This window comes from Rarobacter incanus (genome assembly GCF_006715765.1).
Lineage (GTDB): Bacteria > Actinomycetota > Actinomycetes > Actinomycetales > Cellulomonadaceae > Rarobacter > Rarobacter incanus.
The window spans coordinates 579,187-604,699 of record NZ_VFNV01000001.1 but is presented as its reverse complement, the minus strand read 5'-3'; the positions used below and the strand labels follow the sequence as shown (position 1 = coordinate 604,699).

The following is a 25,513-nucleotide window of genomic DNA, read 5'->3' as shown; positions in this document are numbered from 1 at the left end:
TCGAAATCGTTAGCGCCTTTCTTCATCCGGCAGAGCGACGAAAGTGAGCGTCGTTGATTTGGGGCCGCGGCGAACTTCAATGTCCACGATCGATTCGCCCGTGGTCGTCCGAAAGGGCGGCCGCGTCAGATCGCGGGCCGCATCGGCCAGATCCTGGGCGGTCGCGGGGGAGGCAGCCTCCCGCGCCAATGCGCCGGCCAGCATGCCGCGCAGGTATTTCGCGTGGTGCGAAACGACCGCGCGCCTATCGCCGACCTGGCGCTCGACCCTAATTCCCACGTGGCGGGCCGGATCCGGCGGTGTCCACATGTTTGCATAGCCGGCAGAACGACAATCAATGACGAGTTCCCCGTCCCCCAAACCCGCCATTTCCCGCATTAGCAGCGTGCGCCAGTAGGATTCGATCCGCCCGCAGTTCGGCAGGGTAGTGCCGGCAGATAGGCGGTAGGGGGCGATGACGTCCGCGATCGATAGCGGGCCCCACAGGGCGGAAAACACGAGTATCCGATCGGCGTGCGGATCTGATACGTCGATGCCGGCCGCGTCGAACAGCACGCCCGAGTAGATTGCGGCGGCGGGCCCCGCGGGCGCCGTACGCAACCGCAGGTTGCCGTCGATGAGGGATTGGGCCGCCGCGGGCGCCTTGAGGACCTTGTGCGCGTCGGCGCGGGCGCTGACTTGCTCCAGGTCCGCGATCACTTCGGATCGCGCGGCCGTCAGCTCGGGGAAGCTAAGTTCCGGCAAGGACAGGCGCGTGCCTGCGGGCGGGACGTTCTTCGATTCGGACGGCGGCAGCAGTACAAGCACCAGCACACACTACCGAATGTTCCCCGCGCTATTCGAGCGGGCGCGCGCGGCGGGTGTGCGCGTGAGTGTGCGTGTGTGGTTCGCGATGCGCGGCGGGTGTGTGCGTGCGTGGTTCGCGATGCGCGGCGGGTGTGTGCGTGCGTGTGCGTGCGTGGCTCGCTCCGGGCCCGCACAATTTCACGGGCTCATTTCCGCGTGCGCCGGGGCGCGCTCGCGGAGACAGGAACTTCCCTGGGACGTCGCCGGCGATGAGCGAGGCATAAGGCCGTGCGGGCAGAACAGGTCACTTCAAGCAGAAACGACAAACCTGTCGAGCACTCCCAAATCGGCAAGCATGTCTATAACTTGTGCAGGCGCGCCGCGAAGAACGACGGGGCGGCTGTTTTCCGCTTCAACAGTTGCCAATTGGTACACGAAGGCAATGCCCGAGTCATCAATGCTTGTCACATCGTGCATGTCCACGATCAAGGGCAGGCTAGACAGGGCGACGCCGACCAGTGCCGCACTAGCCTGGTCGCGGAGCGTCACGGTGATGTTGCCCGCCATGCGCACGAGTCGGGCCTGGCCCTCATCGCCAAGCGAAATAAAGCCCTCCGAGGGTCGCAGGCCCCGCGAAGATGCGGTGAGAACGTTTGTGGTTGACGTTGAGTGGACTGGATCGCTGGTCGACCTGCGATCGAATCCGGGGTGCAATGGGGCCGCAACGTCGAGGCCGCTACCTTGCTCTGTCATGACTTTATCTTGACACTTGAACCTGGAAGAAACCTAGCAATCCGGTCAGCATTTCGGAAACATGTGTCCCTAGTATGTGCAACCAATGGAGGCAAGGTGGTGCGCCTCCCGATATTTTGTGTGCGATTGTCGACATGCTCAGGGCGTTGGCGGCGCTCGTTCTTGTGTGCTTTGAACGGTCGTCAAAATCGACATCGCATCATTGGGCAACGATATGAAGCGGACGAGTCGACCGATACGCCGGGTTCTGTTCCCGGCAGTCGTTGCCAACCGCCGGGGGACGGCCATCCATCTACGGTTGCCGTTGCCGACACCCTCTAGCGACCTACCCGGATGCTCGGGCGAGCAGCCCTCGAGCGCACCCTGTCTGGTCTTGCTCCCGGTGGGGTTTACCTAGCCGCCCCAGTCACCTGGGACGCTGGTGGTCTCTTACACCACCCTTTCACCCTTACCGCGCATGCGCGCGGCGGTCTACTTTCTGTGGCACTTTCCCGCGGGTCACCCCGGGTGGGCGTTACCCACCACCGTGCCCTGTGGAGCCCGGACGTTCCTCGGGCGGGCTGCTGAGGGCCCGCACGCGGCCGCCTGGTCGACTCATCCGCCTGCATAAGTGTAGTCGGTGGGGGTGCGTGACTGAAAGGGGCGCGGTCGGCGCGTGCGGGGGTGGCCGGGGTCGTCGAGTGCGGGGTTTTGGTTCGAGTGCGGTGGTTTGTGCAGGGGTGGTCTCGATACGCCCGCTGCGCGGGCAACTCGACCGGCGGGGGTTTTGGTCCGAGTGCGGTCTCGATACGCCCGCTGCGCGGGCAACTCGACCAGCGGGGTTTTGTGCGGGGGGCGGTCTCGATACGCGCGCTCGCTGTATGCGGGGCGAGCGCGCGCTACCAACCAGCGAGGCGCAGCGCTACCCGATGTGCTCCGCCGCCCACGCGGCCGCGCCGGCGATACCCGCGTTATTGCGCAGCTCGGCGGGAATGATCGGGCACTCGACGTTCAGCAGCGGCATCCACTTTTCGTGGGCCTTCGAAACGCCGCCGCCAACCACGATCAGATCTGGCGAAAGCAGCATGTCGACCATCGAGAAATACTGTTGCAGCGGTCCGTTGGCCCACACATCCCAGTCGAGTTCATTGCGTTCGCGCGACACCGCGGACGCTTCCTTTTCAGCGTCGCCGCCGTTCATTTCGAGGTGGCCAAACTCTGTGTTCGGCACCAGCGTGTCATTGACGATGAGCGCCGACCCAATGCCCGTACCAAGAGTAAGGACGAGTATCGTGCCCTCCTCCTCCTTCGCCGCCCCATACAGAGCCTCGCCGTAGCCAGCCGCGTCTGCGTCGTTGAGGACGGACACGGACCGCCCGACGGCCTGCGAAACAACCTCTTCGAGGTTGACGCCCTTCCACGATTTGTCGAGGTTAGCGATGAACTTTATTACGCCGTGACGGATCGGCGCGGGGAAGGCGACACCGACGGGCGCATCGCTCGGCAGGTCGAAGTAGTTGACCATCTCCGCGATGATCGCGCCGACCGCGTCGGGGGTCGAATTCTCGGGGGTCGGTATGCGGTGACGTTTGCTGAGCAGCTCACCGGTGGCGATGTCCACGGGTGCGCCCTTGATGCCCGTACCCCCAATATCAATGCCGAGGGCTACCTTGACCTGGTTCGGCGTTGACGAGGAATCAGATGTGTGAGTGCTCATGGCAGCGTAAGAATCTCCGCTCCGGAATCGGTAACTAATAGGGTGTGTTCAAACTGCGCGGTCAAACCGCGGTCTTTGGTAACGACAGTCCAGCCGTCATCCCACTGCTCCCACTCGTCGAGACCAAGTGTAAGCATAGGCTCAATGGTGAAGACCATCCCCGGGACGATAGTCGTGTCGTACGCCGGCGCGGAATCGTAATGGGGGATGATCAGGCCGCTGTGAAAGGCTTCGCCGACGCCGTGGCCGGTGAAGTCGTGAACGGACGCGTAGCCAAAGCGAGCAGCGTATTTTTCTATGACTCGCCCGATGACATTGACCTGGCGTCCCGGCATGACGGTCTTGATGCCTCGCATCATCGCCTCGTGCGTACGCTCGATGAGAAGCCGCGCTTCTTCGCTGATTTCGCCGACACCGAACGTGGCGTTGTTGTCACCGTGGACACCGTTTTTATAGGCGGTGACATCGATGTTGACGATGTCCCCCTCCTCAAGGACGGTCGAGTCCGGGATGCCGTGACAAATGACTTCGTTGATGGACGTGCACAGCGACTTTGGGAACCCGCGGTATCCGAGCGTGGAGGGGTAGGCGCCGTTGTCCAGCATGAATTCGTGCCCGATGCGGTCGAGTTCGTCAGTGGTAACTCCCGGTTCCACGGCCTCCCCGACGAGCTTGAGCGCCTGAGCGGCGATGCGGGAAGATTCCCGAATGCGTTCAATAGTTGCAGGGTCTACGACGTCAGGTCCGTTATAAGGACGAGGGCCGCTGCGTCCCACGTATTCCGGTCTCTCGATACTCTTTGGAACGCATCGTTCGGGGCCAACGATGCCGGGCGATACCGGCTTGCGTCCATGAAGTAAAGAAGCATGCATGTGTATGAGTCTACGAGGTATTTGTGGTGCCGCGCACACCGCTGCCCGGCGGGTCGAACCCGATGGGGCGCAGTGAGACACTATCTTTACCGTTACATGATCAAGGAGGCGATCCCCATGGGTTCACCCAGTACGGACGAGTACTACTTCAACACCTTGACGGGCAAAGTCGAGCGGGGACAGCTGTCGTCCTGGACGCACCTCATGGGCCCATACCCCAGCCCCGAAGCGGCCCAGCACGCATTCGACACGGCCCGCCAGCGAACCAAGGACTGGGACGACGAGGACAAACGCTGGGGCGACGAGGAAGACGACTAGCGGCTGCGGGCAAGACGACTTACTGTTGTGGGCGAAGAGCGTCAGCGGTTGCGGGCAAGACGACTAGCCGCTACGAGTCGTAGCCATGCTCGGGAGCCGGGAACTGGCTCGCGCGCACGGCTTGCACGTATTCGCTGGCTGTCGCGGTGAGCGCCGCCCCAAGCTCCGCGAAGCGGCGCGCGAAGCGGGGCGACCATTCGCGCATGCCCGCCATGTCGGTCCAGACAAGAACCTGGCCGTCGCACGCAGCGCCGGCGCCGATCCCAATGGTGGGCACCGCCAGTTCCGCGGTAACCTGCCCGGCAAGCGGTGCCGGAACCATTTCCAGGACAATCGCAACGGCTCCCGCGGCTTGCAGCGCCAACGCGTCGGCGCGTAATTGTCCGGCTGAGTCACCTCGTCCCTGAATCCGCTTGCCACCCAGGATGTTTTCCGACTGCGGCGTGAATCCCAGGTGCCCTACGACCGGGATGCCCGATTGCGTGAGCAGGCGGACCTGGTCGGCGACGCGCGTGCCGCCCTCGATTTTGACAGCGTCGGCGCCGGTCTCCTTCATGACGCGGACGGCGGATTCAAATGCGCGGGTGGGGGAGTCCTCGTAGGAGCCAAACGGCAGATCCACCACGACAAAGGCGCGCTTGGCGGCGCGCGCGACCGCGCGGGCGGGCGGCATCATTTCGTCGAGCGTCACCGGCAACGTGTTCGCGTGCCCCAGCATGTTGTCGCCGATCGAATCGCCGACCAACAACATGTCCACGCCAGCCGCATCGAAAATCGCGGCCGAGAGCGCGTCGTAGGCGGTGAGCATGGCAATTTTCTTGCCCTGGCCTTTCGCGGCCTGCAGGTGGTGCACGCGCACCTTTGCGACGTCCTCGATCGCGCGGGATTGCGGCTGGTTCACTGGTTCTCCTTGTGCGCTGCGGACTGGGCGGCGGGTGGTTGCGGCGTGGAATGGGCGGCGGGTGGTTGCGCCGCGGAATGGGCGACGGGTGGTTGCGCCGCGGAATGGGCGACGGAACCCGACGGGGACGCCCCCGCGGACGCCCCCGCGGACGCCCCCGCGCCGTCCGCGGGCTCGCGCCACCGGTTGGTGATCGGCAACCGCCGGTCGCGCCCGAACGCCAACGCGGTCACCTTTGGCCCCAGCGGGTATTGCCGCCGCTTCCACTCGGCCCGATCAACGAGCGTGACGACCTTATCCACGATGTGCGGGTCGAATTCGCGCGCCAGCAACTCGGCCCGTCCCTCGGCGTGCTCAATGTAGGCATCCAGCACCTCGTCGAGCAGGTCGTAGGGGGGAAGGGAATCTTGATCGACCTGTCCGGGACGCAATTCCGCCGACGGCGGCTTGGTGATGGATGACTCCGGGATCGGCGGGATTTGGCCGGCGTCGATCGCGGCATTGTTGCGCCACCGCGCCAGTTGCCACACCAGGGACTTGTCAATGTCTTTCAGCGGCGCGTAGCCGCCAACGGCGTCCCCGTAGATCGTCGAGTAGCCCGTCGCCAGCTCGGATTTGTTGCCGGTGGCGAGCGTCAGGTGCCCCTCTTGGTTGGACAGCCCCATCAGAATCATGCCGCGCACGCGCGCTTGCAGGTTCTCGGCCGCGACCCCATCGAGTGGGAGCTGGGAGTGGAAGGCCTCGACCATCGGGGCGATTGGCACGACGCGATAGTCGGCGCCGATCCGCTGCGCCATATCCGACGCATCATCCTTGGAATGCTGTGACGAGTAGACCGAAGGCATCGAAATCCCGACTACGTTTTCCCCGCCGATCGCGTCCGCCGACATGGCGGCAACCAGCGCCGAATCGATGCCCCCAGACAGCCCCAGAACTACAGACTTGAAGCCGTTCTTACGGATGTAACCTTGCAGGCCCAGCGTCGCGGCCCGGTACACCTCTTCGGGTTCCGAAAGCGCAGGGAATAGCGCGCCGCGCGCGCCGTTTGCGTCCGCATCGCGATCACCTGCGGCGGGCAGATCCCAGGTCGCCAGGTGTTCGACAAATTGAGGCAGGCGAACCAGCTCGGTCCCGGTGGGGCTCATCACAAACGAACCGCCATCAAAGACGAGGTCATCTTGCCCCCCGACTAGGTTCACGTAAACCAGGGGCGCTTCCACCTGCGCAGCGCGCCGGGCCGCCAACTCGGTGCGCACGTGCCCCTTCCCTTGCTCGTAGGGGGAGCCGTTCAGCACCAGCAGGGCGTCGATGCCGGCGTCGGCTAGGGCCGCCACGGGGCCGCCTTCTTGCCAGATGTCCTCGCAGATCGCCAGGCCCAGGGTGCGGCCGCCGACCTCAAACGTCGTGACCTGGTCGCCCGCGGCGAAGATGCGGAACTCGTCGAAGACCCCGTAGTTCGGCAGGTGGTGCTTGTCGTAGGTTTCTGTGACGGACCCACCGCGAATGACCACGGCCCGGTTGGTAGGCAGCGGGTGCGGGCCGTCTTTGTTCGGACGTTCCGGGCCCACGGTGCCCAGGACGACCGTCAGGTCGCCGAGCCCGGCGCGCTGCAAATCGACTGCGATGGTATCGGCCGCTCGGTGCGCGGCGCGGCGAAACGATGCCCGCAGCGCCAGGTCCTCGATCGGGTAACCGGTCAGCGTCATTTCCGGGAATACGACGACGTCGCATCCCTTGGCGTGCGCCCGGCGCGACCACGCGATGACGGCGGCGGAGTTGCCTTCCACGTCCCCGACGGTTGTATCGATCTGAGCCATACCAATGCGCAGTGCAGACATGGCACCAGCCTACCTACCGAACGGGGGCCGCCACGAACGCGAAGTCGGGGCCCGGTGGGGTCGCGTCCGGTTTGCCGGTGGCCGCGGCGCGCGGGAGCGCACGGCGACCTTCCCGGCACGGGCAGCGTGCTCCCGCGCGGCCGCGGCCGCTTTGCGGCGGGGCGCATCCCTATCGGCGGGGGCTGATCGGGGCGCGCGGGCCTCGTCCATCATCTGCATTTACCTCAGAACCGGTAGTCTGCTGGGAGCCACGTAGGCGATTCTTCACCTGGCCGTTATCTATGGCGGCTAAGGTATGCAGTAATCGTTGTGACGCGCCACGTCGGCGTGCCGCGCGGTCATGTGCCCACACCGTTTTAGGCAGGATGGTATTCATGGACAGGCAGCAGGAGTTTGTGCTTCGCACCATCGAGGAACGCGACGTCCGGTTCATCCGGCTCTGGTTCACCGATGTGCTCGGGATGATGAAGTCCGTAGCCATTGCGCCCGCTGAGTTGGAGTCGGCCTTTGCTGAAGGCATCGGATTCGATGGGTCGGCCATCGAGGGCCTTACCCGCGTGTACGAGGCCGACATGATCGCAAAACCCGACCCCACGACGTTCCAGTTGCTCCCGTGGCGCGGGGAGACCCAGGGCACCGCCCGGATGTTCTGCGATATTTTGACCCCCGACGGGGAGCCGTCGCTGGCCGATTCACGCAACGTCCTCAAGCGGGCGCTGGCCAAGGCGGCGGAGATGGGGTTCACGTTCTACACCCACCCCGAGGTCGAGTTCTACCTGTTCGAACAGCCCGTTTCGCCCGACAAGCCGCTGATTCCGGTTGACCAGGGCGGCTATTTCGATCACGTCGCGCGCGCGGCCGGCCACGATTTCCGGCGTGCCGCCATCACGATGCTGGAATCGATGGGGATATCGGTCGAATTTTCGCACCACGAGGCGGGGCCGGGCCAAAACGAGATCGACCTGCGTTACGCCGACGCGCTGACCACGGCGGATAACCTCATGACGTTCCGCACGGTCATCAAAGAGGTCGCCATCGAACACAACCTCTTCGCGTCCTTCATGCCGAAGCCGCTGGCGCAGCACCCCGGATCGGGCATGCACACCCACCTTTCCTTGTTCGAAGGCGATCGCAACGCGTTCCATGAGGCGGGCGCCCGCTTCGAGCTTTCGCGTACGGCCCGCCACTTCATCTCCGGGATTTTGCATCACAGTGCCGAAATCACCGCCGTCACCAATCAGTACGTCAATTCGTACAAGCGACTGTGGGGCGGCGCCGAAGCCCCGAGCTGGGTGTCCTGGGGGCACAACAACCGGTCCGCTCTGGTCCGGGTCCCGATGTACAAGCCCGGCAAGGGGAATTCCTCGCGGATCGAATACCGCGCGATTGATTCCGCCGCGAACCCGTACCTCACATTCGCGCTGGTGCTCACGGCCGGTTTGAAGGGCATCGAGGAGCAGTACGACCTGGTTGACCCGACCGAGGACGACGTCGCGGAACTCACCGACGCTGAGCGCAACGCGCTTGGATTCAAGCCGTTGCCATCCTCCTTGGGTAACGCGCTGAAGATCATGGAGACCTCGGAACTTGTCGCGGAAACCCTGGGCGAGCACGTCTTTGAATACTTCTTGCGCAACAAGCGCCAGGAGTGGGCGGACTACCGATCGCAGGTGACGCCGTTCGAGTTGCAGCGCCTGCTTAACACCCTCTGAGCGATGACACGTGAAATGAAGCTGTCCAGCCGGATGATCCGGCTCGGATTCGATGACGTGCGCCGCGCCGAAACACTGTGGCAGGACAGCACTTTGCAGGACCTGCTGGCGCTCGACGGTGGGCCGACGGCCGCCGAATGGTTGGACGCGCTGGGCGATGCCGCCAGCCCCGACGACGCGCTGCTGGCGTTGGTGCGGATGGCCGAAGCGGTCACCGATCACCCGGCGGCGAACGCGCAATGGCACCGTTTTGTCGCCGACCCGGAAAATGTCGCGCGCCTCATCGCCGTGTTCGGGGGTTCCGGGCCGCTGGCGGACACGGTCGTGCGGCATCCGGCCCAGGCCCTTGCCGCGCTGTCGGCCACAACCCTATCGATCGGCGCGGATGCCAATGAGGTCCGGGCCGAACTACTGATGGGGGTTGGGGCCGATCCAGGTGCGGAGGTGCCCGTTGCCGCCAGCGGCGACACCGCGGCCATCGATGCTATGCGCCTTGCCTACCGGCTGCGCCTGATGCGGATCGCCGCATCCGATCTGACGTCGCGCGAACCGCTGTCGTTGCTTCCCGCGGTGGCGGCGGCGCTGGCGGATTTGGCTGCGGCGGCGCTGGAAGCGGCCTTGGCCATTTCCCGGGCGGCTCAGCCTGGCGGCGGCCTGGAGGCGCGGATCGCCGTGATCGGGATGGGCAAGACGGGCGGGCGCGAACTGAACTACGTCTCCGACGTCGATGTGATTTACGTGGTCGAGCCGGCCGCGGGCGTCGAGGAAGCGGATGCGCTGGCGGTTGGCACCAAGCTTGCGAGCGGTTTGGCGCACGCGTGCTCCGGAACGGCGGGGGAGCCGCCGCTGTGGCCCGTTGACGCCGCGCTTCGCCCCGAGGGTAAGCAGGGTCCGTTGGTGCGGACACTGGCTTCACACGTCGCTTATTACGAACGCTGGGCCAAGACCTGGGAGTTCCAAGCGTTGCTCAAGGCGCGTCCTGTGGCCGGCGATATGGCTTTGGGGCAGGCATATCGCGATGAGTTGCAGCCGATGGTGTGGCAGGCAGCGGGCCGCGACAACTTCGTGGAAGATGCCCGCGCGATGCGCCGGCGCGTCGAGGACCACGTCCCCGCCCAGGAAGCAGACCGACAAATCAAGCTCGGCAAGGGCGGGCTGCGCGACGTCGAATTTAGCGTGCAATTGTTGCAATTGGTGCACGGGCGGGCCGACGAATCGATCCGCAGCGCGAACACGTTGACCGCGCTGGCGGCGCTGTCGGCTGCCGGCTATGTGGGGAGGGCAGACGCGAGCCAGTTGGCGGTGTGTTACCGGTTCTTGCGCGTGCTTGAACACCGTATTCAGCTATCGAAGTTGCGCCGCACGCACCTGATGCCGACCAGCGAATCCGATCTGCGTCGCCTTGCGCGGGCCACGGGGATGCGGTTGGACGGCAGCGAGGGCCTGCTGCAACGGTGGCGCGCCACCCGCCGCGAGGTCAGGGCGCTGCACAAAGAGGTCTTCTACAGGCCGCTGCTTCCCGCGGTTGCGCAGCTTTCGACGGACGAGGCCGCCCTCTCCCCGCAAGCTGCCCGCGAGCGGCTTGGCGCAATCGGTTACAGGGATCCGGCCGGGGCCATGCGGCACATCGATGCGCTCACCGAGGGACTGTCGAGGCGCGCGTCGATACAACGCCAGTTGCTGCCGGTGATGCTTGGTTGGTTCGCGGAGGGCGCCGATCCGGACCGCGGGCTGCTGGCGTTCCGCAAGCTATCCGATGAACTGGGTTCTGCGCACTGGTACCTGAAGCTGCTCCGCGATTCGCCTTCCGCCGCGGTGTATCTGGCCAAAGTTTTGTCCAACTCGCAGTACATGGCCGACCAGCTGGCGCGGTCACCGGAATCCGTGCACTGGCTTGCCGACAACGAGTCCCTGCAACCGCTTTCCTGGGAGCGGCTGACCGGTGAGGTCGACGCGGTGCTGACGCGCGCCGACGCGGAGGAAGCCGCCATCAATTCGCTGCGCGCGATTCGGCGCCGGGAGCTTGGTCGCACCGCGGCCGGCGAACTGTTGGGGATCATTAGCGAATCCGAGGCACAGGCTGCCATTGCCCGCGCCACCGATATGGCGCTGGTGGGCGCCCAGCGCATCGCCCAATTCTCCGTTTTCGGTGAAAAGTCCCTGCCCGCGGACGGTGCGCCCGTCGACTTCATGATCGTGGCGATGGGTCGCCTGGGGGGCATGGAGATGGGGTACGGTTCGGATGCGGACGTGATGTTCGTTTATCGGGCCCGGCCAGGTGTCGGTGATGCGGAGGCGAACGACTACGCCAAGGCTATCGCGCAACGGGTCGGGACGCTGCTGGGTAAGCACGGCACCGAGCCGACCCTCGAAGTTGACGTGGACCTGCGCCCCGAGGGGAGGAACGGGCCGCTGGTGCGTTCGTTTGCGTCATACAGGGAGTATTACGACCGGTGGGCCGAGGTTTGGGAACGCCAGGCGCTACTGCGTGCCCGGCCCGTGACCGGGTCCGTCGAACTGCAGGGGGACTTCTTAGACCTCATCGCGCCGTTGCGCTACCCGGCCGATGGGCTGGACATCTCACACGTGCGCGAGATCCGTAGGATCAAGGCGCGCGTCGAGGCCGAGCGGTTGCCGCGCGGTGTTTCCCCGCAGCGGCACCTGAAGTTGGGGCCGGGGGCGATTGTGGACGTCGAATGGACGGTGCAGTTGTTGCAATTGCAACATGCCGGTGAGCACCCGGCGCTGCGCACCACGGGGTCGTTGGCGGCGCTTGACGCGGCGGTGCGGGCAGGGTTGGTGGATCCCGAGGACGCCGACCGGTTGCGGGACGCCTGGTTGCTGGCTTCGCAACTGCGCGCGGGGTTGGTTTTGTGGTCGGGGCGAACAACCGGCCAGAAGCTGGATCTGTTGCCTACGGATCGGCGGGACCTGACGGGCCTGGCGCAGACGGTGGGCTTCGCGGGGAACGGCAACGAGCTCGAGGAACACTATTTACGGTTGGCAAGGCGCGCCCGCGGCGTTGTAAATGGATTGTTTTACGGGGTTGGCGATGATAATTCTGGCTCGGAATAGGTGATATCACCCAATCGGCGCCCGTTTGTGACATGAGCCATATGGGTTGCCCTTGATATCGCGAGTTGTTCGATGGGACACTAAACCCATACTTGCGATTAGGGGGGGCATGTTCGGCACGGGGCAGGATCGACCAACCGGCGCGCACCGAGGTGGTGGCGTCGGGGGATTGGTGTTGCTGCACCGCGCGGCGGCGCTGCTTTCCACCGCGCTCCTCATCGCGGTGTCTTTGGTGTCCGGGGTGGCCTCCGGCCAGCCCGAAGCCGCCGCCGCGGGCACTGTCCTAATCAACGAATCGTTTACGGGGACGTCGGTAACCGACCCCAACATCAAGCCGTTGGGGGATGCCTGCCTGACGGGTGCAGCCGATGGGTCAACGGCTCCCCCGGGGCAGAGCGCACTCAGCAACTGTTCGGCCCACCCGGTTGGATCGGTTCCCCCACGGGGAACTACACCCGGCTGGTTGCAGTTCACCGATGTTGCAAATAGTCGCTCGGGCGGCATCATTTACAATCAGGCGCTGCCAGCTACTAACGGACTGGTCGTTGAATTCGAACAAGCTCAGTACGGCGGTTCGGGAGCGGACGGAATCAGTTTTTTCCTGTCGGATGGTGCCTACAATCTCACAACGACGGGTGCCACCGGCGGATCACTTGGTTACGCCCAAAAGACCGGTGTCGAGGGTGTCACGGGCGGATTCTTGGGTGTCGCTCTCGATGCGTGGGGTAACTACCCACGCGGGGACGAAGGTCGTGGCGATGGCTGCACCAGCCCGCAATCTAGCGGCTACGCAACGTCTAGTAGTGTGAACGACTTCAGACCGAATGTGAGCATTCGAGGCCCAGGTCAACAGGTGGCTGCCGGGACCAATCAGGGTAAATGGCTAAAAGGTTACTGCCTTTGGAAAACGGCGGTCGGGGAATCAAAAGCAGCCAATCAACAGCCAACTCCTACAGCAGCGACCGTCGTTCCCAAATTGAAGACCTACGGTCTGCGTGGTTCCGATTCGGATGCTAGTACGGGGGGCACGCGGGCAAATAATGCAGCCAGGACCGTTCGAATCACTGTGAGCCCCGCGGATTCCAACGGATACACTACCGTCACCGTCGACATTGATTTCGACGGCCCAAGTGCTTCTCTTGGGTGGACAAACGTCCTTAGCTACACGACGACGGTGGCTGCCCCCTCACTGTATAAGTTCGGATTCGCCGCCTCCACCGGCGGCAGCACCGACATTCACTTGATTCGCAACCTCAAGGTGGAAACCGTAGACCCGCTCGCAAACCTGACACTTGTGAAGTCCATCGATGCTAGTGATAGCCATTACAAAGCGGCCTACGCAGAGGGCGACACCATCCCCTACACCTTCACCGTCACCAACGGTGGCGCGGTCGGGCTTACTGGTCTCACGGTAACTGATCCACTTGTGGCCAATATCAGTTGCCCGTCGACCACGTTGGCAAAATCGGGGGAGTCGGGGTCAACTGTGACGTGTAGGGGGACCCACGTGGTTACGGCAGCTGAAGCGGCGAATGCTGCATCTAATAGTTATCAACTTCCAAATACCGCTACCGCCAAAGCTTATTACGGAACCACTGCGTTTTCTGATACCGGTTCGGTGAACGCCACGTTGGTTGCGCCAAATCCCGCGATTGAGGTTACAAAGACCGGCATACGCAACAACAATGGGCCTTACGCAGATTCGACGTACGGGGGTGCTGCTCGGACCGGGAACACGGTCACCTACACGTTTACGGTTAAGAACGTGGGCAACGTGACCTTGAACAACGTCGGGCTCGCTGACCAACTGTTGGGGTGGACGTCGTCGAGCCTGCATACCTGCGGACAGCCGTCGCTGGCGCCGGGCGCCCAGACGACCTGTACCGGCACATACACGCTGACCGGTTCCGATGTGGCGGCGGGCCACCGTTCCAACACCGTGACTGCCTACGGGACCCCCGCATCGCCGCTTGAGCAGGTGCATGACGGCGACACTTACGACCTGAACTTCCCCGCCGCGTATATAAAGCTGACAAAAATCGTCGACAATTCGAAAATCGGCACGGTTGGTGCGCAGCTCCCGGCGGCATGGCAACTCGGTTTTGAACCGAACGGGTCCGTTTGGTACCGGGGTGAACAGGTCCCTGTGAACGGCCTGGGCGGGGTCGATCGAACGCGGGTACAACCGGGGGACTTCTATTTGAAAGAGGCCGGTAAGGATGGCGGGGCATCCGCATGGTCGAATGTCACCGCACCGCCCGGATACAGCGCGGGGGACTGGAACTGCATCGATGTGGCTCACAACAACTCTTCGGTCGGCGTAGACCCCACGAACCAGTGGTTCAAGGTAATTCTCATGAAGGATATGGATATTGAATGCAGCATCACCAACACCGGGATCCCGGGCTTCGTAACCTGGAGCAAGACGGACGCAACCTCCGGTGCGTTGGTCGGTGGATCGAGTTGGACCCTCACCGGGCCGACAGATGGATCATCGGCGACCGTCGCGGTCAGTGACTGCACGGCGGGTAGCGGTGGCGCCTGCACAGGCAGCGGCATCCATGACACTGATCCGGTCGCCGGGCAGTTTAAGGTCGATGGCCTGGAGTGGGGAAGTTACACGCTCACGGAGTCGGCCGCGCCACAGGGATACACGGCGAACCCCAATACGGCTTCGATCACGATTTCCGGTTCGAACGCAGCCGATGGGGTCGCGCTCGGCGCGATCACCAACGAACGGATTCCCGGAACGGTGACGTGGAAGAAGGTGGGGGCGGACTCGTCCTCAACTCTTTTGGGCGCATCCGAATGGCAACTTGTCGGACCCAGCGGAAGCGGATCGACGACAACGACCATTACTGACTGCGCGACGGGGAGCGGTGGCGCCTGCACGGGTAGTGGCATCCATGACACGGATCCGGTGGCCGGGCAGTTTACGATCACGGGTCTTGCGTGGGGGAGTTACACGCTCACCGAAACCAAGGCGCCTGCCGGCTATGCGCTCGATACGACGTCGCGCGCTATCACCATCGGTGCGTCGAGCGTTATTGTGAGCCTCGGCAGCATTGTTAACCACCAGCGCAACTCGCCCACCATCCCGCTTACCGGCGGCGACAGCGCAGACTTTTACCTGATCTTGGGCGGGGGGACGGTCATTGTGACGCTCCTGCTCGGTGGCCTCCGGCAGCGAAGGAGGCGCATCTAAATCACTACCAGTTCGATGCCCGCACCACAGTTTAGGAGAGCGAGCCGGAGCCTCCGGCCGCGATTGAAAGGACACACATCATGATACAAAACACCTATAGATCCGGGCGCGCGTTGCGCGTCGCCGGCGCCCTTGGCGTCGCTTCGTTGCTGGTGGGCGCTGTAGCGGTCGCCGGCAGCGCGCAGGCGGCCGATTACGGCAACATCGATGGAACTGAGACCGGTTCGATCATTATTCACAAGCACAAGACACAGACCGGGACCGTCGTCAGCGACAAGCCGGATGGATCAACAAGTGCCATCACTTCTGATCCGGTTGCAGGGGTCACATTCACCGCGTACAAAATTGCCGGCGTTGATCTTACGACGAACAGTGGCTGGGATTTGGTCGCTTCTACCGGCGTGGTTGGAGGTGCATCGAATGCGGATCTGGCCGCAGCATGTGCCGCGCCAACGACGTCGAATATCGGGGGCACTAGCCACACACTCGGAAGTGGCATCCCAGCTGAATCGGCCACAAATGCCCAAGGGAAGGCGACTATTTCGGACGGGACTACGGGCGTGACTGTTGGCGCCTACCTGGTGTGCGAAACGGACGCCCCCGCGAACGTCATCGACAAGGCGCAGCCCTTTATCGTGACGATCCCGTACTCGTACAAGGTAGCCACGCCCGCTTCCGAAACGTGGCTTTACGACGTTAACGTCTACCCCAAGAACGGCCTACTCAACCCGGTCGAAAAGACGCCGGTCACGCAACCCGCGACAGCACTAGGCCTAGGTTCAACTGCAACCTACACGGTCAAGACTTCCGTACCGACGATCCCTAGTGATGCCTATTTCGACTATTACGAGATCGTGGACGCACCGCCCACCGGATTGACCAACTTGGCTGTAACGAGCGTTGTGGCTGATGCCACGACACTCACTTCGGGGACCGACTACACGGTTATGTCCGGTTCACCGAACGCAGGCGACCTTAAACTGGCGTTCACTGCGACCGGGTTGGGCAAGTTGAAGAACACATACGCTGAGAAGGATATTACGGTTACGATCACCGGCACTGTTAGCGGAACCGGTTCGCTCACTAACACCGCCAAGGTGTATTCGAGCACGATCACCTCCGCAACGACTCCCACGACCCCCGGCACGCCCGATTACAACACTCCCAATTCTTCCGATGACGCCACGACTAACTGGGGCAACCTGACGATCAAGAAGGAAGACGCGGGACAGACTTCTGCAGGCCTGAAGGACGCCGTATTTGAGGTTTACGCGGCAGACACCCCTTATGCCACGAACTGCTCGACGGTAAGTTACTCAGGCACGAAGCTGACGGTAAGCGGAAACTCAACTTTCACCTCACTGAGCGACGGTACGATCACAATTCCCGGCCTGTTTGTGAGCAGTGACGTGGACGGCTCTAATGCAACTTCGCGCTGCTATGTCCTGAAAGAGGTGACGGCCCCCGCAGGGTACGTGTTGCCCGCTGGAGGAAGTGAATACACCCCTGTCGCTGTGACCACAGGTACGTCAGCAGGCATCGATATTGAAATCACGAACACGCGCAAGACGTCACCCAACCTGCCGCTGACCGGTGCGGCCGGGCAGGTTCTGATGACGGCGATCGGCGCGGGTCTGTTCGCCATCGCCATCGGGTTTGTCTTTGTTCGTCGCAGCCGTAAGGTGCGGGCAAACTAACCCAAGCCGTGCCGCGCAGGCAGATACCGCGCGGCATGTACTGACGTAGGTGGTGGCCGCCCCATGCGGGCGGTCACCACCTACGCATTCCCACCCGAACTCAGCGTCGTAAGGAACAACCAAGCCACCATGGATCAGCCCAGGCCACGCCACCGCAGCGCGCGGCGCCGGTGGACCCTGTCGTGGTCGGCATTGCTCATCACGATCCTGGGACTAGGTGGCGCATCTACCTTCACGTATCCGCAGGCTGCGGCGTGGTTTGCGCAACGCGAACAGTCCATGCTTGTCGACTCCTACTCTCAGCAAGTCGAACAGGGCACAAACCCCGACGCCACGGTTGTGCTGCGCCAGGCCGAGGAATACAACGCGGCCCTAAGCGCGGGCGCCATTGTCGATGGTGACAAGCGCATCCCAGAAGGCGACGGGACATCAACCGACAACACACTGGACTATTGGAAGCTGTTGGACGCAGTCCCCAGTGGTGTCATGGCTCGCATCGAGATCCCATCCATCGACGTTGACCTGCCTATCTACCACGGGACGGCCGACGACACGTTGGAACACGGCATCGGCCACCTGCAGGGGACCTCGTTGCCGGTTGGAGGCGTGGGAACGCACGCAGTCCTGACCGGTCACCGGGGTTTGGCCAGTTCGACGCTGTTCACCAACCTCGATAAGGTCAAGATCGGCGACACGTTCACGATCGAGGTCTTTGGTCGCGTCCTGGAATATCGCGTCGACGACATCAAGATCGTCCAGCCGGACGAAACCAAGGCGCTGCGCCAGCAGCCCGGGCGCGATATCGTCACGCTGGTGACCTGCACGCCGCTGGGGATCAACACCCAACGCATTCTTGTTACAGGCGAACGGGTTCTTCCCACACCCCAAGAAGCTATTGACACGCAAGGGCAAAAGTCCAACCTGCCCAAGTTCCCCTGGTGGGCGGTGTGGATGGGAGCAATCGTTGTTGCGGGGGCCGGGTACGTTGCCTGGGCCGGGGTGCCCGTTGCGCGCAAGCGCAAAAAGAAGCCCGCAGACCAGCGCGACGCGGAGCCGTCAGAAGAGGCGCGAGGCGCGTAGCGCCTCGGGTTCCTCCAACTCCAGCAGCCAACGCTTGCGGTCCAGGCCGCCCGCGTACCCCGTCAGCAACCCGTCCGCGCCGATCACCCGGTGGCACGGGATAACGATCCCGACCGGGTTGCGGCCCACCACGCCGCCGACCCGCTGCGCCAGCCCGGGGTTCCCCATCGCCCGCGCCAGTTGCCCGTAGGTCGTGGTTTCCCCGTAGGGGATAGAGCGCAGCAGCCGCCAGACCCGTTCGGAAAAGTCATCGCCGAACGTCTGAACCTCGAAGGAAAATGTGGTGCGATCGCCCGCGAAATACTCGTCCAATTCGTTTGCGACGTGTGCCAGTATCGAATCCGATTGCAAGGATGCGGCTTCCCCTAGCGACGCCGCATCCGGGAAGTGCGACTGGCGCTCAAAGTGCAGCCCCACCAGCGCCTGGCCCTGCGCGACCAGCGTCAGCGCCCCCAGCGGCGAAGCAACCACGATATGCCGACGGATCATCGAATCATCCCCTCAAACCCATCGAACCGGACCCAACCAGTTTACCCATCCATGCCGGGCGTGCGGGAGTCGGGAGCCACCGATTTCGACAATCCCAATGTTGCAAGCAATCCGATGGAAATCGTTCCAAGCATGGGACGAGCCCCGATCACGTTTGCCAAAGCACCGAACACCGGGGGAGTAGCGATCTGCGCCGCGGCCCCAAACGCGGAGGCCATGGCGACTCGCGCCGGGGCGTGCAGGGGATCATCCGCGGCAGCCGAAATGGCGACCGGGCCGGAAAGCGCCGCTCCAAGACCCCATGCCACGGCCCCAGCGAAGGCCAGCGTGACCGTGGGCGCGGTGATGACGCCGACCAAGCCCATCAGCGCAACGCATCCGGTGACGACAACCGTGCGCACCCGACCCAAACGGCCGATCACCCAGGGCCCGGCAAATCGCCCCGCGGTCATGGCCGCCGTGAAGACGCTAAGAGCCAACGCTCCCGTTGCCTCGCTAACATCTAGCCCCGTCATTAGCGCCAGGGCTAGCCAACTATTCGCGGCGCCCTCTGACAGTGAACCGCAGAACATCAGCACCCCGATCCGCAAGGTCCGCTTTTCCCGCCAGGCAGTAAGCGCTCCTTTTGCTGGCCCGCGGTTGCCGTGGGACGCACCCGCGTCGGCGCTATTGGTGGGGCTCGGTGGGGGAATCTGGCGTGCCAGCACGACTATCACCAGAGCGCACGGCACCGCTAGCCCGATTAGGTGTGCGGCGGGCGAAATCCCGGCATGCGCTGAAACGGAAGCCGCCGCCGATCCCGCTACTGAGCCGACCGAATACAAAGCATGAAACTGCGACAGGTTTTCTTTGCGCAGTTCCTTACCGGATATCGATGCGGCGATGTTGAGCGGTATATTGACCAGTGCCCCGGCCAGTCCCGCAACTGCGAACCCGGCGACCAAGATAGTGATGCTGAGCTGTGCCAGGGCAATTCCGGATAGCCCCATCCCCAGGGCGAGTAGCCCCCCGCCCAGGTATGCCGTTTTGCGCACGCCGATGCTGGCGACGATCGCCCCGGAAGTGACCATTCCTATCAACGCGCCGATCGAGATGACCAGTAGCAACGTCCCGAATTGCGAATCGGTGAGCTCAAAACGAGCCTTAGTAGCGGGCATTCGTGCGAACCAGGCAGCTTGGGCGACTCCAAAAATGGCAAACTGCGCCAGGACGATCCGTTGGGTGCGGCGGGCGACCGCCTGCGGGTCTGACGGGTGCGAGTGCATGAGGGGAGTTGACAACCATGTTCCTTATCGGTGGCCATGGGGGAGAGACGGTGCTAAACCGGTTTAGCAAACTGTTCGATCCTACAACACGTTGGCCGCGGCGTCCCGGAGCTCGCACTTTTCGCACCGTGCGTAAAGACGCGGACCCACCCACGAACCACTCGTGGCTCCTAAAACAAACCGGCCCCTGACGCTTCGCTTTCGAAGGTCAGGGGCCGGCTTGCCAGCGATGCTACGGCTTAGACGTCGTAGTACAGCTCAAATTCGTGCGGGTGCGGACGCAGACGCAGGGCGTCGATTTCCTTTTCGCGCTTCAGGTCGATCCAGGTTTGGATCAGGTCCTCGGTGAACACGCCACCCTCGGTGAGGAACTCGTGGTCCTCTTCCAAGTTGTTGATGACGGCCTCAAGGGACCCGGGAACCTGCTGGATCTGTGCGTGCTCCTCGGGAGGCAGCTCGTACAGGTCCTTGTCGATGGGCTCCGGCGGCTCGATCCGGTTGGCAATACCGTCCAGACCGGCAAGTAGCTGCGCCGCGAATGCCAGGTAGGGGTTGCTCGACGGGTCGGGCACGCGGAACTCGATGCGCTTGGCCTTGGCGGACGTTCCCGTGACCGGGATGCGGATGCAAGCGGACCGGTTACGGGCCGAGTACACCAGGTTGACGGGGGCCTCGTACCCTGGAACCAAACGGTGATAAGAGTTGACCGACGGGTTGGTGAACGCCAGCAGCGAAGGTGCGTGCTTGAGCAGACCACCGATGTACCAGCGAGCCAAGTCGGACAGGCCGCCGTAGCCGGACTCGTCGTAGAACAGCGGCTCGCCGTCCTTCCACAGCGACTGGTGGGTGTGCATACCCGAACCGTTGTCACCGAAGATCGGCTTCGGCATGAAGGTCGCCGACTTGCCGTGCTCCCAAGCAACGTTCTTGATGATGTACTTGAACTTCATCAGGTCGTCGCCGGCCGCCGTCAGCGTGTTGAACCGGTAGTTGATTTCCTGCTGGCCAGCGGTTCCAACCTCGTGGTGGGCGCGCTCAAGGATCAGGCCGACGTCCTGCAGGGACGCAACCATGTCGTCGCGGATGTCAGCGAAGTGGTCGGTGGGGGATACGGGGAAGTAGCCACCCTTGTAGCGAGGCTTGTAACCGAGGTTGCCGCCCGCTTCCTCGGCGCCGGTGTTCCACGCGCCCTCGACAGAATCGATCGAGTAGAACGATTCGTGAGCCGACGTAGCGAAACGGATGTCATCGAAGAGGTAGAACTCTGCCTCGGGGGCGAAGAACGCGGTGTCTGCGATCCCGGTCGACTTGAGGTAAGCCTCAGCCTTGAGCGCGACGTTGCGGGGGTCACGCGAGTAGGCCTCGTCGGTGAACGGGTCCACGATCGAGAAGTTGACGATCAGCGTCTTGTGGCGACGGAAAGGGTCAACATAGGCGGTGGTGACGTCAGGAATCAACTTCATATCGGATTCGTTGATCGCCTGGAAACCGCGAATGGACGAGCCGTCGAAGGCAAGGCCCGCAGTGAAGGCGGTGTCGGCAAACTCTTCAGCAGGAACGTTGAAGTGCTGTTGAATGCCGGGAAGGTCGGTGAACCGAACGTCAACGAACTCGACGCCCTGTTCCCGCGTGAAGGCAATTGCCTCTTCCGCAGTTTTGAACATCCGTGTACTCCTTGAGTAGAGGGGACCGCTAGTTTGAGCGACATCATCAAAACTACGCGCCCACCGTTTCGCCCTCATTCTTAGAATGTTTCGGGAATGTTACGACAGTGCGGTGAATGTTACATCGACGAGGCGTGGGTCGCAGCCGCGTTCGCTACCCTTGAGCCGTGGAACGTAAAGATATCCAGAATTGGATCACCGGGACGCCAATGGGTGAGGGCGGGTCAACCAACACCCTCGGGCTTCCCCCGCAGGGGCCCGGTTCGCGCGCCCGATTGGGCCGGCGCATCATCGCGCTGTTCATCGACTGGTGGGCCTCGTGGCTGGTCGGATACCTGCTATTTCGGGGCAACGAAATGGCCGTCCTGGGGATTTTTGCGTTCACGCAGTGGCTGCTGATCTGGACCATGGGGGCATCGTTCGGGCAGCGAATATGCTCCATGCAAGTGCGCGCCTTGGCAGGCCGCGCGCCCTCCACGCTGGTCCGCCCGTCTGGCCTAGCCGCCCTGATCCGCACCGCGCTGTTGTGCCTGGTGATTCCCGCCGCAGTGTGGGACGCGGATGGGCGCGGCTTGCACGACAAAGCCGCCAAGACCGTGTTGGTACGGTCCTGACGGCTCGCCAGATTTGTCGCTTTCGCAGCGGCGCTTAGCGCACATCCTTGCGGCTGATGCGCGCGCGCGTCGGATCCATCCCCTTGGGGACCGGCAGCTGCATGCCGCCCAGCGCGCGCAGGCGCCGCTCGACCTCGCCAACCTCGGCCTTGGTCAACTTCGGCTTGAGCTTGCGCACCGTCTTGGGGAGCTTGGACAGCGGGACTTGCCCCTCGCGATCGCCCACGACCAGCACGGTCACGGGCACCTCTTTGACTGCTCGCGCCAGGCGCCGCTTCTCGTCGGCGATCAGCTTCTGAATGCGCGAAATGCGCGCCTCCCCGATGAGCACGATCCCGGGCCGACCCACGCCGCGGAAAACAATGTCCTGGGTCTTGGCGTCGATGGCCACCGGCTCCTCGGCGAACGTCCACACCTTGCCGAGCGTCCCAAGCACCGCCCGCGACGCGCCGATCTCACCGTCGAGCGCGGCGTATTGCGCCTTGGTGAAACGGTTGGTTAGGAACATCAACCCCGCCAGCAACCCCAACGGGATCGACAGGGCGCCCCAGAACGCCACCTGGTGAACGGCGAATCCGAACCCGAATCCGAGCGCGATGATCCCGACAATGATCCCCAGGATTTGCCAGGTGATCGCCGGATTTTGCGAACGGGTGAACGTGTACGCCTGCCACACCAGTTTGTACCAGCGTGGTTTCTTTTCACTTACGTCTTTGTCTTTACGAGCCACGGTGGAACATCCTAGTCGAGATCGGCCGCACGTTAGGAATCCGCGAGCAGCGAGCGAGCTTCTTGACGGGCGGTGATGGGTTGCGCCAGGTGAGACAGCTGCGGGGGGATGGGCAGGCCTCGTCGATTCATCGCCTGACCCCACAGGCGACCCGCGCGGTAGGAAGAACGCACCAGCGGCCCCGACATGACGCCCAGAAACCCGAGGCGTTCGGCCTCATCGGAGAGGGCAACGAATTCCTCCGGCTTGACCCACCGGTCAACCGGGTGGTGGCGCACCGACGGGCGCAGGTACTGCGTGATGGTGATGAGGTCACAGCCCGCTTCGTGCAGGTCGGCCAAGGTTTGGGCGGCCTCGTCGAAAGTTTCACCCATCCCCAAAATAATGTTCGATTTAGTGACGAGGCCCGCCTCGCGCGCCTGCGTGATGACCGACAAGGAACGCTCGTAGCGGAACCCGGGCCGGATGCGCTTGAAAATGCGCGGGACGGTTTCGAGGTTGTGGGCCAGGACCTCGGGGCGCGAATCGAAGACGACGTTCAGCAGCTCGGGGATCGCGTTGAAGTCCGGAATCAGCAGTTCCACGCCGGTTTCGGGGTTCAACGCGTGGATTTGCCGCACGGTCTCTGCGTACAGCCACGCCCCACCATCTGCCAGGTCATCGCGCGCCACCCCGGTCACGGTCGAATACCGCAGGCCCAAATCGCGCACGGATTCGGCGACGCGGCGCGGCTCATCCGCATCGAAGTCGGCCGGTTTGCCGGTATCGATCTGGCAAAAGTCGCAGCGCCGCGTGCACTGATCGCCGCCGATCAGGAACGTTGCCTCGCGGTCCTCCCAGCATTCGAAGATGTTCGGGCAGCCCGCCTCCTCGCACACGGTGTGCAGGTTGCCGCCGCGTACCAGCGACTTCATGTCGGAATACTCCGGGCCCATCGTTGCCTTGGTCTTGATCCAGGACGGCTTCTTTTCGATCGGCGTTTCGGCGTTGCGAACCTCGATGCGCAGCATTTTGCGCTCACCAGGGGCGTGCGCGGTGCTGCCGGGCGGGGCGGAAACGGGGCCAGAGCCACAGTGCGGAGCCATGGGGATTAGCCTACGACAGTGTCCGAGCGCGCGAGTGACATTTCACGCACCGGACGGTGTGACGTGGGCAACGTCCGCGGGGGCGGTTGCGCCGCCCTTAGCAAGCGGTCCCACGGTGCGGTTCACCGCTGCGAGCAGGGGCTCGGTGACGTCGGCGATCGACACCGGCCGGCGCAGTTCGCGGGTCAGCGTCGTCACCCCTGCGTCGGTGATTCCGCACGGCACAATGCGCCCGTAGTCGGCCAGGTTTGCGTCGCAATTGAGAGCGATCCCGTGCATGGTCGTGCCGCGGGCGACCCGCACCCCGATGGCGCACACCTTGCGATCGCGCATGAACTGGTTGGCTGGAAACCACACACCCGAGCGACCCTCCACGCGAACCGTTGCGGCTCCCAACTGCGAACACACGTCCATGACGGCCTGCTCGAGCGCGCGCACGTAGGCAACGACATCGATCGGCGCCGCGAGCCGCACTATCGGGTAGAGAACCAGTTGGCCCGGGCCGTGCCACGTGATCCTGCCGCCGCGATCCACGTCGATGACGCGGGAACCGTCGGTGGGCCGGTCCGAGTTGTTGGTGCGCTTGCCTGCGGTGAATACCGCCTCGTGTTCGACGGCAATGATGGTGTCTGCGCGTTTGCCGTCGGCAACCTCCGCGTGGATCTGCCGTTGCAAATCCCAGACCTCTTCGTAGTCGCGCGGGCCGTCGGGCAGCAGTGATACGACATCCATACGCACCAGGGTAGTGCGTCTAGGCGACGGTTGCGGCCGATTGCGCAACGGTGAAATTGCCGCCGCGCGAATAGATCGCCAACGCAAGGTCTTCGATGAGTTCACGCGCATAGACCCGCTCGATCCACCGCTTGGGGATAGCCTCGATGCCGTAGATTGCCCCCGCCAGCTGCCCATACACCGCCCCGACGGTGTCCGAATCGTCGGCAAGATTTACGACGAGCACCGCCCCTTCCTCGAAGCTCTCGGTTACCCACAGCGCCCACAGCGCCGCTTCGAGCGTGTTGACCACATACCCGGACGATGAAATCTGGTCGCGCGACTTGTCCTTGAAGCTCCCACCGAGGATGGCCGCAATAGTCGGCGATTTAATCATCGTGGCCACCTCCGTGGCCGCGGCAAAGACGGCTTCCTTGCTGCGGGTGAGCGTCGCGACGGCAATCAACCAACCGAATCCAAAGCACGCGTCAACGCATTCGGTCGCGGGGTGGGTGGTGCGCGATGAATCGGCCGCCAGCCGGGCCGCGTGCGCGGGGCTTTCGGTGAAGGCCAGGGCGACCGGAGCCAGGCGCATCAGCGACCCGTTGCCCGCGCTCCTGTCGTTGTCGTTGTTGCGGTACGGGTTGCCGGTGCGCAAGAACTCATCGAGTCCGTGCGAAGTTTGGTAGCCGATGTCGAAGCAAACCCCCGTGCTCGACATGAAGCCGTGATCGCGCCACGCGACGAAACGCTCAAGTTGATCGATCGGGTCGTATGCGCCGGTTTCCGCCAGGGAGGAGGCGATACAGAGCGCCAACGACGTGTCATCGGTCCACTGTCCCGGTTGCAGGTCGAACGGGCCGCCGCCGACCAGATCCGTGACTTCGGGGACTTGGTCGCGGGAGGCGAATTCTATGGTCGTTCCGAGCGCGTCGCCGATCGCCAATCCCATGAGGCTGCCGACCGTTGCGTCGCGGCGAAAGTGGTCGGACAGCAATGTCATAGGAAGCATTGTATCCACG

The 25,513-nt window shown here is 63.5% G+C and carries 20 protein-coding genes and 1 other RNA gene; 7 read left to right on the top strand and 14 right to left on the bottom strand.

Annotated features, from left to right (window positions below):
• Window positions 1–9: 9 nt before the first annotated feature.
• From FB389_RS02510 to map, 5 genes are all read right to left on the bottom strand, one after another.
• The gene (locus FB389_RS02510; protein WP_170207838.1) at window positions 10–807 is read right to left on the bottom strand and encodes a YaaA family protein; all 798 of its coding nucleotides are present in this window, start codon (window positions 805–807) and stop codon (window positions 10–12) included.
• 288 nt (window positions 808–1,095) lie between these two features.
• Window positions 1,096–1,539, bottom strand: coding sequence for an STAS domain-containing protein (locus FB389_RS02505; RefSeq protein WP_142111212.1), 444 nt, complete (start codon window positions 1,537–1,539; stop codon window positions 1,096–1,098).
• Window positions 1,540–1,759: 220 nt separating this feature from the next.
• An RNA gene (gene rnpB, locus FB389_RS02500) (RNase P RNA component class A) lies at window positions 1,760–2,136 on the bottom strand.
• A gap of 304 nt (window positions 2,137–2,440) precedes the next feature.
• Entirely contained in the window at window positions 2,441–3,235 is a 795-nt protein-coding gene (gene ppgK, locus FB389_RS02490; RefSeq protein WP_142111211.1) for a polyphosphate--glucose phosphotransferase, read from the bottom strand.
• Window positions 3,232–4,107 (bottom strand): type I methionyl aminopeptidase, encoded by an 876-nt coding sequence (map, locus tag FB389_RS02485; RefSeq protein ID WP_142111210.1) that lies wholly within the window; start codon window positions 4,105–4,107, stop codon window positions 3,232–3,234. The genes ppgK and map overlap by 4 nt, the downstream gene beginning before the upstream one ends.
• 117 nt (window positions 4,108–4,224) lie before the next feature.
• Here map and FB389_RS02480 point away from each other — a divergent pair, with 117 nt between their 5' ends.
• Entirely contained in the window at window positions 4,225–4,425 is a 201-nt protein-coding gene (locus tag FB389_RS02480) for an SPOR domain-containing protein (protein ID WP_142111209.1), read from the top strand.
• 70 nt (window positions 4,426–4,495) lie between these two features.
• Here the strand turns inward: FB389_RS02480 and panB are convergent, their stop codons facing one another.
• Together panB and FB389_RS02470 are read right to left on the bottom strand one after the other, a co-directional pair.
• Window positions 4,496–5,326, bottom strand: coding sequence for a 3-methyl-2-oxobutanoate hydroxymethyltransferase (gene panB / locus FB389_RS02475; RefSeq protein ID WP_142111208.1), 831 nt, complete (start codon window positions 5,324–5,326; stop codon window positions 4,496–4,498).
• Complete coding sequence (locus FB389_RS02470) at window positions 5,323–7,164, bottom strand: NAD+ synthase (protein WP_142111207.1); 1,842 nt, start codon at window positions 7,162–7,164, stop codon at window positions 5,323–5,325. The genes panB and FB389_RS02470 overlap by 4 nt, the downstream gene beginning before the upstream one ends.
• A gap of 374 nt (window positions 7,165–7,538) precedes the next feature.
• On the opposite strand from FB389_RS02470, the gene glnA (FB389_RS02465) reads away from it, so the two are divergent.
• The 5 genes from glnA (FB389_RS02465) (at window position 7,539) to FB389_RS02445 (ending at window position 17,933) form a co-directional block, all read left to right on the top strand.
• Window positions 7,539–8,876: a type I glutamate--ammonia ligase gene (gene glnA, locus FB389_RS02465; protein ID WP_142111206.1), complete on the top strand. Its 1,338-nt coding sequence runs from the start codon at window positions 7,539–7,541 to the stop codon at window positions 8,874–8,876.
• Between the two features lie 3 nt (window positions 8,877–8,879).
• Window positions 8,880–11,951, top strand: coding sequence for a bifunctional [glutamine synthetase] adenylyltransferase/[glutamine synthetase]-adenylyl-L-tyrosine phosphorylase (locus tag FB389_RS02460; RefSeq protein ID WP_142111205.1), 3,072 nt, complete (start codon window positions 8,880–8,882; stop codon window positions 11,949–11,951).
• A 109-nt stretch (window positions 11,952–12,060) separates the two neighbouring features.
• On the top strand, window positions 12,061–15,156 hold the full coding sequence (locus FB389_RS02455; RefSeq protein WP_142111204.1) for a DUF7507 domain-containing protein: 3,096 nt from the start codon (window positions 12,061–12,063) through the stop codon (window positions 15,154–15,156).
• 80 nt (window positions 15,157–15,236) lie between these two features.
• Complete coding sequence (locus FB389_RS02450) at window positions 15,237–16,853, top strand: SpaH/EbpB family LPXTG-anchored major pilin (protein ID WP_142113448.1); 1,617 nt, start codon at window positions 15,237–15,239, stop codon at window positions 16,851–16,853.
• Between the two features lie 63 nt (window positions 16,854–16,916).
• A complete protein-coding gene (locus tag FB389_RS02445) occupies window positions 16,917–17,933 on the top strand; it encodes a class C sortase (RefSeq protein WP_142111203.1) in 1,017 nt (338 codons plus the stop codon).
• Here the strand turns inward: FB389_RS02445 and FB389_RS02440 are convergent.
• The 3 genes from FB389_RS02440 to glnA (FB389_RS02430) all read right to left on the bottom strand — a co-directional run bounded on the left by FB389_RS02440 (window position 17,910) and on the right by glnA (FB389_RS02430) (window position 21,351).
• Window positions 17,910–18,422 carry a methylated-DNA--[protein]-cysteine S-methyltransferase gene (locus tag FB389_RS02440; protein WP_142111202.1) on the bottom strand — a complete coding sequence of 171 codons (513 nt, stop codon included), beginning with the start codon at window positions 18,420–18,422 and terminating at the stop codon, window positions 17,910–17,912. The genes FB389_RS02445 and FB389_RS02440 overlap by 24 nt on opposite strands.
• 41 nt (window positions 18,423–18,463) lie before the next feature.
• Window positions 18,464–19,702 (bottom strand): MFS transporter, encoded by a 1,239-nt coding sequence (locus FB389_RS02435; RefSeq protein ID WP_142111201.1) that lies wholly within the window; start codon window positions 19,700–19,702, stop codon window positions 18,464–18,466.
• 224 nt (window positions 19,703–19,926) lie between these two features.
• The gene (gene glnA / locus FB389_RS02430) at window positions 19,927–21,351 is read right to left on the bottom strand and encodes a type I glutamate--ammonia ligase (RefSeq protein WP_142111200.1); all 1,425 of its coding nucleotides are present in this window, start codon (window positions 21,349–21,351) and stop codon (window positions 19,927–19,929) included.
• Window positions 21,352–21,560: 209 nt separating this feature from the next.
• Here glnA (FB389_RS02430) and FB389_RS02425 point away from each other — a divergent pair, with 209 nt between their 5' ends.
• On the top strand, window positions 21,561–21,965 hold the full coding sequence (locus tag FB389_RS02425; RefSeq protein WP_142113446.1) for an RDD family protein: 405 nt from the start codon (window positions 21,561–21,563) through the stop codon (window positions 21,963–21,965).
• Window positions 21,966–21,999: 34 nt separating this feature from the next.
• Here FB389_RS02425 and FB389_RS02420 read toward each other — a convergent pair whose 3' ends face one another.
• The 4 genes from FB389_RS02420 to FB389_RS02405 all read right to left on the bottom strand — a co-directional run bounded on the left by FB389_RS02420 (window position 22,000) and on the right by FB389_RS02405 (window position 25,494).
• Window positions 22,000–22,695 carry a DUF4191 domain-containing protein gene (locus tag FB389_RS02420; RefSeq protein ID WP_142111199.1) on the bottom strand — a complete coding sequence of 232 codons (696 nt, stop codon included), beginning with the start codon at window positions 22,693–22,695 and terminating at the stop codon, window positions 22,000–22,002.
• A gap of 32 nt (window positions 22,696–22,727) precedes the next feature.
• On the bottom strand, window positions 22,728–23,705 hold the full coding sequence (lipA, locus tag FB389_RS02415; protein ID WP_211345000.1) for a lipoyl synthase: 978 nt from the start codon (window positions 23,703–23,705) through the stop codon (window positions 22,728–22,730).
• 117 nt (window positions 23,706–23,822) lie between these two features.
• A complete protein-coding gene (gene lipB / locus FB389_RS02410; RefSeq protein ID WP_142111197.1) occupies window positions 23,823–24,512 on the bottom strand; it encodes a lipoyl(octanoyl) transferase LipB in 690 nt (229 codons plus the stop codon).
• Window positions 24,513–24,531: 19 nt separating this feature from the next.
• Window positions 24,532–25,494, bottom strand: coding sequence for an ADP-ribosylglycohydrolase family protein (locus FB389_RS02405; protein ID WP_142111196.1), 963 nt, complete (start codon window positions 25,492–25,494; stop codon window positions 24,532–24,534).
• Between the last annotated feature and the right edge of the window lie 19 nt (window positions 25,495–25,513).